The sequence below is a fragment of the Pseudomonas sp. MF6776 genome (genome assembly GCF_016613125.1).
GTDB classification, from domain to species: Bacteria; Pseudomonadota; Gammaproteobacteria; order Pseudomonadales; family Pseudomonadaceae; genus Aquipseudomonas; species Aquipseudomonas iridis.
Window position 1 is genome coordinate 65,539 of record NZ_JAENSQ010000027.1, and the last position, 7,811, is coordinate 73,349.

6 protein-coding genes and 1 pseudogene are annotated in these 7,811 nt (G+C 59.4%); 3 read left to right on the forward strand and 4 right to left on the reverse strand.

Annotated features, from left to right (window positions below; all coding sequences use genetic code 11):
* Positions 1-491: 491 nt before the first annotated feature.
* On the reverse strand, positions 492-2,903 hold the full coding sequence (locus JJD74_RS24100) for a glucose/quinate/shikimate family membrane-bound PQQ-dependent dehydrogenase (protein WP_047302947.1): 2,412 nt from the start codon (positions 2,901-2,903) through the stop codon (positions 492-494).
* 223 nt (positions 2,904-3,126) lie between these two features.
* Positions 3,127-4,488 carry a carbohydrate porin gene (locus tag JJD74_RS24105; RefSeq protein ID WP_042560788.1) on the reverse strand — a complete coding sequence of 454 codons (1,362 nt, stop codon included), beginning with the start codon at positions 4,486-4,488 and terminating at the stop codon, positions 3,127-3,129.
* Between the two features lie 300 nt (positions 4,489-4,788).
* Between JJD74_RS24105 and JJD74_RS24110 the strand changes: the two genes are divergently transcribed.
* Together JJD74_RS24110 and JJD74_RS24115 are read left to right on the forward strand one after the other, a co-directional pair.
* Positions 4,789-5,019 (forward strand): VF530 family DNA-binding protein, encoded by a 231-nt coding sequence (locus JJD74_RS24110; RefSeq protein WP_042560787.1) that lies wholly within the window; start codon positions 4,789-4,791, stop codon positions 5,017-5,019.
* A gap of 1 nt (position 5,020) precedes the next feature.
* Complete coding sequence (locus tag JJD74_RS24115) at positions 5,021-5,671, forward strand: Pr6Pr family membrane protein (RefSeq protein WP_042560786.1); 651 nt, start codon at positions 5,021-5,023, stop codon at positions 5,669-5,671.
* 87 nt (positions 5,672-5,758) lie between these two features.
* Here the strand turns inward: JJD74_RS24115 and JJD74_RS24120 are convergent, their stop codons facing one another.
* Entirely contained in the window at positions 5,759-6,541 is a 783-nt protein-coding gene (locus JJD74_RS24120) for a siderophore-interacting protein (RefSeq protein WP_200616980.1), read from the reverse strand.
* A complete protein-coding gene (locus JJD74_RS24125) occupies positions 6,538-7,113 on the reverse strand; it encodes a PadR family transcriptional regulator (protein ID WP_042560784.1) in 576 nt (191 codons plus the stop codon). Before JJD74_RS24125 ends, JJD74_RS24120 begins: the two co-directional genes overlap by 4 nt.
* Positions 7,114-7,585: 472 nt before the next feature.
* On the opposite strand from JJD74_RS24125, the pseudogene JJD74_RS30925 reads away from it, so the two are divergent.
* Positions 7,586-7,684 (forward strand): annotated as a pseudogene (locus JJD74_RS30925) (adhesin); the annotation flags it as partial.
* Between the last annotated feature and the right edge of the window lie 127 nt (positions 7,685-7,811).

Sequence of the window (7,811 nt, forward strand, 5' to 3'; positions counted from 1 at the left end):
CACTCTCAATCACCGCGACGCGACAGAGGGTGGCAGCTGTACGCGGGTTCGCGGACCGAGCCATTCGGCAATCTCGGCATACCCGAAGGTATCCCGCGCACAGCCACCATCAAACCAAACGAGAAGCGCTGGGCGCTCCAGTTTGGGCTGGCGATTATGCATCAAATCGAATGAACTGCTCGGGCCGCGACGCCCGGTCGCTGAATTTGCAGCGACCCCCCGAGCCTATCCACCCGATTTCCGACGCACAACCGACGCGACTTGTCGGAAATCTCCGCGCAATCTCCAGCATCTGTAGGACAAGCACAATTCCTACAACCCCACACATTCCAACCTGTAGGAGCTGCCGAAGGCTGCGATCTTTTGACGTTGATTGTCAGAAACAAGATCAAAAGATCGCAGCCTTCGGCAGCTCCTACAGGGGGAATTGTTGGTAACAAAAAAGGCGATGCCCCTTTCGGGACATCGCCTTCATTACTACCGGTTAAATCTTATTCCGGCAGTTTGTACGCAATCACGTAGTCACCCATCTTGGTGCCCAGCGAGCCGTGGCCGCCGACAACGAGCAGGACGTATTGCTTGCCGTCTTTGCCGGTGTAGGTCATCGGGGTTGCTTGACCACCTGCTGGCAGACGCGCTTTCCACAACTCTTTACCGGAGTTGACATCGTAGGCGCGCAGGTACTGGTCGAGGGTGCCGCTGAGGAAGCCAACGCCACCGGCCGTCACGATCGAGCCGCCCATGCTAGGCACGCCCAGGGTGAAGCCGATCGGGATTGGCGAGCTGTCGCGGCTGGTGCCGTTTTTGCGTTTCCACACGACTTTGCCGGTGGTCAGGTCGATACCGGCCACGTAGCCCCAGGCCGGAGCCTGGCACGGTACGCCGAATGGCGACATGAACGGGTGCATGATCACCGCGTAAGGCGCGCCGGTGTTTGGTTGCACGCCAGAGGTTTCGCTTTCGCGTTTGCTGCCGGCGGCGACTTGCTCGCGTGGCACCATTTTCGAAACGAAGGCCATGTAGTTCGGGCTGGTGAACAGCATCTGGCGAACCGGATCGACCGACACGCCGCCCCAGTTGAACACGCCGACGTTGCCCGGGTAGATCAGGCTGCCCTGTTCCGACGGAGGGGTGTACTGGCCTTCATAACGCAGTTCCTTGAACTGGATGCGGCACAGCATCTGGTCGAACGGGCTCGCGCCCCACATGGCTTTTTCGGTCAGTTCCGGGGCCAGCAGGTTGAGGTCCGAACGGGCCTGGGTCGGTGCGGTGAAGTCGCCTTTGACGGCGCCTTGCGGTACCGGGATTTCCTTGATCGGGATGATCGGCGTGCCGTCACGACGGTCGAGGACGTACAGGCTGCCCTGTTTGGTCGGGGCGATCAGCGCAGGTTTCACGCCATCGGCGGTTTTCATGTCGAGCAGGGTTGGCTGGCTGCCAACGTCCATGTCCCACAGGTCGTGGTGGGTGAACTGGTAGTTCCAGCGCACTTTACCGGTGGCCAGGTCCAGAGCGACGATGCCGGCGCTGAATTTCTCGGCACCGGGGGTGCGGTCGGCGCCCCATTGGTCAGGCGTCTGGTTGCCCAGTGGCAGGTAGACCATGCCGAGTTTTTCGTCGACGCTGGCCAGCGACCACATGTTGGCCGAGTTGCGGCTGTAGGTTTCGCCCGGTGCCAATGGTTCGGTGGCGTCCGGCTTGTCGCTGTCCCAGTTCCAGACGAGGTGGCCGTCGTGCACGTCGAAGGCGCGGATCACGCCCGATGGCTCGTTGGTCGACTCGTTGTCGGTTACGTGACCGCCCATGATCACCAGATCACGGGTAATCGCGGCAGGCGAGGTGGAGTAGTAGCCACCAGCCGTGAACGGGCCGATGCCTTGGGTCAGGTCGACCACGCCTTGGTTGCCGAAGCCTTCGCAGATCTTGCCGGTGTCGGCATTCAGTGCGATCAGGCGAGCATCAGCGGTTGGCAGGTACAGACGACGCGGGCAGGCCTGAGCAACGGCTTTGCCAGCTTCGGAGATGACTGCAGAGGCAGCGTTTTCAGACTTGGCGTAATTGGCTTCGTCGTAGTACGACACGCCACGGCAGGTCATGTGGGCGAAGCCTTTGAAGCCGACAGGGCTCTTGATCTGCGGGTCGAAGCGCCACAGTTCTTTACCCGTGTCCGGGTCCAGTGCCAGCACTTTGCTGTGCGCGGTGCAGGCGTAGAGCATGCCGTTGGCTTTGAGCGGGGTGTTTTCGTTGGTCAGCTCAACCGGGTCATCAGCGCTCGGCAGGTCGCCGGTCTGGATGCGCCAGGCTTCTTGCAGCTTGCCGACGTTGGCCGGGGTGATCTGCTTGAGCGGCGAGTAACGGTCACCGAACTCGCTGCGGCCATAGGCCTGCCAGTCGCCATCAGGCATGGCTGGTGCGGTGCTGGTCATGTCCGCGGTGTCGCGGCCCAGTTCGCCGAACGTTTCGCCCGGGTGGGTGAACAGGCTGGCCACAGCGGTAACGCCGGCCAAAACCACGGCCACGGTCAAGCCGCCAGTCCCCATGCGGGCAGGGCCGTTGATCAGCAGTGGACGACGGAACCACGGCAGCAGCATCACGAAACCGAGGGCAAACCACAGTGCCAGACGCGGCACCAGTTGCCACCAGTCCAGACCGACTTCCCACAGCGCCCAAACGGTGCTGGCAAACAGCACGATGGCGTACAGGCCCAGCGCCGCGCGACGACGCAGCAGCAACAGAATACCGGTCAGCGCGATGCCGATACCGGCCAGCAGGTAGTACAGCGAGCCGCCGAGCATGCTCAGCTTGACGCCTCCGGCCAACATGGCCAGGCCCATCAGTAGAAGCAGAATGCCGAGCAGGCTTGGTAGCAGACGGCCCCGACTCGAAGCACTTTCGGTGCTCATAGTGTGATTCTCCGTGACGTTTATGTAGTCCCGCGCTGTAGTCACTTTAGATGACGATTTGGCGTGGGCATGGTTCAGATAAAAACTTGTCTAGCTAACGAATTTTTCCCGATCCGTGTGGGAGCTGGCTTGCCAGCGATGGCGGTCTATCTGCCGGCACATCTGCGGTCTGACCCACCGCTATCGCTGGCAAGCCAGCTCCCACAGGTTTTTTCGGTGTTGGTTAGAACGAAGACTGGATCTTGATCCCGCCGATCAGTGCGTCATCAACCTTGTCCACACCGCCCGGATGGCGGATGTATTGCAGGTTCGGGCGCACGGTCAGCCAGTTCGTTACATGCACGCCGTAATACAGTTCGGCGCTGTATTCGGTGTCTTGCGGCGGCAGGAACGATGGATCGTCGTAGTCGTAGACAGCGCGCGCCTGATTGCTCTTTTCGGCGTTTTTGCGATAGGCCGGGTTGACGTGGACGCGGGCCATGGCGAAACCGATGTCGTCTTTGGCGCGACTGGCGAGCAGGCCTTTGTAGACGAGGCCGGCCTGCACATAGTTGTCGATGGCGTTGGTTTTCTTGTCGTGCATCGTGCCGTTGGCGAACACGCTCAGGCCCCGCGAGTTGTCGCTGGCCATGCTGGTGATTTGCTGCTGCACGCCGAGCCACACACCGTGTTTGCTGGAGGCGCTGCGGTAGGCTTCGCCGCTCAGGGCGGCGGGTTGACCGTTGTTGTCCTTATAGACATCGCTGGCCTTGGCGTTGCTGTAGTAGTAACCGGCACGGTACTCGCCCGGCAGGCCGTTGAATTTCGGCGTCCACACCAGTTCAACCGGCAGGATCGCGCCTTGGGTGCCGCTGCCGCTCAACTTGAAGCCGTTGCCGCGATCGAGGTTCGACGGGTTTTGCTCGTAAGCGCCGACCTGCGCGTACAACTCAGGCGTCAGGTGATATTTGACGCGCATCGCCCACTGGCTGACGGGCCAGTTGTACCAGATGCCGCCCACCCAGTTGCCGACCTGCGAGCCGCAGAACGCCAGGTTCTGGAAGTCGCACGGGAAGCTGTTGAAGTCTTCGCCTTCACCGAAACGGCCGACCTTGATGTCGAGTTTCTGATCGAAGAATTTTTGCTGGTACCACATCTGTGTCAGACGCGTGGTCTGGCCACGGCCCCAGACTTCCTGGGCCGACGTGAAGCCACCGACGCGCGGATCGTTGATGCGGTCGTTGCTGATGTTGTTGCCGCTGCGCTTGGTGATGGTCAGTTGAAACTCGGCGTCGTCCCAGCCAAGGATCTTCTGCAGGTCCAGGTGCGTGCCGAGGCCGAACTGGTCGCTGTAGCGCGCCGTGCGATTGTGGTCGTAACCGCCGTGCAGGTTGCTGCCCATTTCGCCGGTGTAGTCGAGCTTGAAGTCGTAACCTTTTTCCGAGAGTTCTGTACGCGTGCCGTTCCAGTCACCGAGCATGTACGGCGATTCACTGTCGAACGCGGGAGCGGCTTGGGCGCAGGTGGCGAGGCCGAGGGCGGTGCAGCCGCCAATCAGGCGCAGGGTTGAGATAGCGCTATCTCGAAACAACGGAAAATCGGGCATAAATGGGTCTTTCTGGGTCTTTTTCTGGGGATAAGCTGGCCGCTACGATTTGTCGCAGGCAGTGAAGCGATTCAGCGGAAGGGCGGCAGGATAATGATCTGTAACAAAAAGACAAAGTGCTTTTGTCGACATGCAGCGTTTCGTATTCGGTAACAGTGCGGCAAACGGGCGCATTGTCGGGCGTCTGCGAGGCTGCGATCTTCGCGGGTTGACCTACATTTGAAGGAAGCACTTCCACCCGGTCTGCCCCTCGGCTAAGGTGCGCGGCTTCTGCATTTTCACTTCGCCCAAAGGCCAGGCATGAACGAACAAACCCCCGATCCGCTGCACGGCGTAACCCTCGAACAGATCCTCACCGCGCTGGTGGCCCACTACGAATGGTCGGGGCTGGCGGAGCGTATCGACATTCGTTGCTTCAAGAGCGATCCGAGCATCAAGTCGAGCCTGACGTTCCTGCGTAAAACCCCGTGGGCGCGGGAGAAAGTCGAGCGTCTGTACGTGAAGTTGATGCGCACCAAGCGACCGCTCTGAGATGGACGCCGTGTGGCGCCATCGCTTGATCACCCTCGCAGCCACCCTTGGCTGGGCCGGGTTGGGCATTCAGCTGTACCTGATTTTTATCGCGCGTTTGAGCGTCGAGGCCAGTCTGCTGGGCGGGTTGGTGAGTTTCTTCAGCTATTTCACGGTGTTGACCAATACCTTGGTGGCCACCGTGCTGACCTGCGCCGTGACCCCACGCGAATCCGCCGCACGGCGCTGGTTTTTGCAACCATGGGTCAGTAGCGGTGTGACAGTCAGCATCGTTGTGGTCGGCCTCGCCTACAGTCTTTTGCTGCGGCATTTGTGGCATCCCGAGGGTTGGCAATTCATCGCCGACGAATTGCTCCACGACGTGATGCCCCTGGTGTTTCTGGGCTACTGGTGGTTTTGCGTACCGAAAGGCACGTTGCGCCTGTGGCATCTGCCGGTGTGGCTGATTTATCCGCTGGTGTATTTCGCTTACGCATTGCTGCGCGGGAATTTGCTCGGGGCGTATGCGTATCCGTTCATTGATGTGGCGGTGTTGGGTTATCCACAGGTGTTCATCAATGCCGGGGGGATATTGGCGGGGTTTGTGGGGATTGGCCTGGCGATGATTGGCCTTGACCATTGGCGCTCCCGCACGAAGTTAAAGTACCTGTAGGAGTTGCTGCAGGCTGCGATCTTTTGACTTTGGCTTAAAAAAACAAGATCAAAAGATCGCCGCCTGCGGCAGCTCCTACAGGGGGTATCACTCTTCCTCAGAGCCCTCGGCACGCCAGTAGCCGACGGCTTTGACCAACTTGTCATCCAGCCCGTGCTCATCCAGCAGCACCCGGCGAATCTGCCGCGAGACTTTGGTTTCGGTCGCCACCCACGCATACAGATTGCCCTTGGGCACCTGCAGTTGCTTGACGGTGGTCAGCAGGTTATCCGTGCCGCCCTCGCGCAGTACCCAGACCACATTGACCTGCGCGGCGCTTTCCAGCGTTTGCTGCTCGGCACCGTTTTCCACTTCGATCACCACCAGCGCCTTGCGATTGGCGGCCATACCTTCGAGGCGGCGGGCGATGGCGGGCAGGGCGGTTTCGTCGCCGATCAGCAGATAGCTGTCGAATATATCCGGCACGATCATCGAACCGCGTGGCCCGCCGATGTGCAGGAATTGGCCCGGCGTCGCCTGTTCGGCCCAGGTCGAGGCAGGGCCGTCGCCGTGCAGGACGAAATCGATGTCCAGCTCAAGTTTGTCGAGGTCATAGCGACGCGGGGTGTAGTCGCGCATTTCGGGCATCGGGCCTTCGTTTTTGCCACCGAGCACCATTGTCTCGAGTGCGGCAGTTTGTTCGGCGTTCTGCGGGAACAGCAGTTTGACGTGATCGTCAGTGCCCAGGCTGATAAAACCGGCCAATTCGGGCCCGCCCAGGGTGATGCGGCGCATGCGCGGGGTCAGGTCGACCACACGCAGCACTTGCAGGCGACGGCGTTTGATTTCGTGCATCACGCGGTGAATGGTTTGGGTATCGACTGCAGTCATTCGGCTTTCTCCGGGGCAGGTTGAACGGCGGGGCCGTCGACAATCGCTTTGGCGGTGTTGTTGAGCAGATCCCGTACGCGCAGGATTTCTTCCGGGCTCCAGCGCCCGTGGTGCAACTGCAAAGCGTGGCGCAGGTTGTGCACCGCTTCATGGATTTCCGGCGGCCGGTCATGGCCGCGCAGTGAGCGCTTGCTGACGTCGATGCGCATGCGCACACCATCGAGGGCCACTGTTTGCTCGCTCAGGGACAGGCGCCCGGCGTCGGTCACGCTGTAGCGTTTCTTGCCACCCTCGGCGTCACCGCTGATCAGTTCGCTTTCTTCCAGAAAGGTCAGGGTCGGGTAGATCACGCCGGGGCTCGGGCTGTAGGCGCCGTCGAACATGCCTTCGATCTGGCGGATCAGGTCGTACCCGTGGCAGGGCTGCTCGGCGACCAGTGCCAGCAGCAGCAATTTCAGGTCGCCCGGGGCAAACACTCGCGGGCCGCGCCCACCGCGTTCACGGCCGGGGCGTTTCTCGAAGCCGTCGCGGCCGTCACCGTGCTCGCGGTGGGGGGAATGATGGTCTCTCATTTCTGTCTTCTCTCGTCGTGTTTAGATACAACTTAAGATATATCTTATGGCCGGCGCAAGACATTCGGATCAGTGGTCGACGCGACGCTTCAACGAAAATGACGCCGTCGTCGATGCGGGATAAGTTTTGTATTTTTTTAGAGTAATTGTGCTAATTACAGCACTGTGAAATCGAATGTCAGTTTCGTTATTAGTGCGTAAGCCCGCAATAACAAGTGTTCTGGATAGTTTTAAATCTGTATGTTTTTTTGCTGAAAACTGTATGTAGTATAGTTCTGAGAGTCACTGTTATCTTAATTGCTGAAAGCAGTTTTTTTTCTCTTTTACATGGGTATCGGTAACTACGGGTAGTGGTGAAATTTCCTACTTACTTTGTGGTTGAATTACTTGATCATGCCTCCGCGTTGAAAGTTAAGTCGGCAACCGACAAAAGTTTTCACGCGCCAATCCTTATCAAAAGCAGGTACTGATCATGTTCAAGAAGTTTGCAATTTCCGCCCCGATGGCCATCTTGGCACTGAGTTCTTCCGTGGCGTTTGCCGCAGACCCGATTAGCCAGACGATCAATATCAAGGGCGGCGGCAAAAACTGAGTGCAACACCTGACCTTTCCGGTACGGTGCTGCCCCTATGTCTTATACCGAACTCAGCGTTGAAGAGCGCGCCACCATTCAAATCGGTCGTACCCAAGGCTTCAGC

Bases quoted from the DNA above. Each gene is read 5' to 3' on its own strand.
- JJD74_RS24100 (WP_047302947.1), bottom strand. From the start codon at position 2,903: ATGAGCACCGAAAGTGCTTCGAGTCGGGGCCGTCTGCTACCAAGCCTG.
- JJD74_RS24105 (WP_042560788.1), bottom strand. From the start codon at position 4,488: ATGCCCGATTTTCCGTTGTTTCGAGATAGCGCTATCTCAACCCTGCGC.
- JJD74_RS24110 (WP_042560787.1), top strand. From the start codon at position 4,789: ATGAACGAACAAACCCCCGATCCGCTGCACGGCGTAACCCTCGAACAG.
- JJD74_RS24115 (WP_042560786.1), top strand. From the start codon at position 5,021: ATGGACGCCGTGTGGCGCCATCGCTTGATCACCCTCGCAGCCACCCTT.
- JJD74_RS24120 (WP_200616980.1), bottom strand. From the start codon at position 6,541: ATGACTGCAGTCGATACCCAAACCATTCACCGCGTGATGCACGAAATC.
- JJD74_RS24125 (WP_042560784.1), bottom strand. From the start codon at position 7,113: ATGAGAGACCATCATTCCCCCCACCGCGAGCACGGTGACGGCCGCGAC.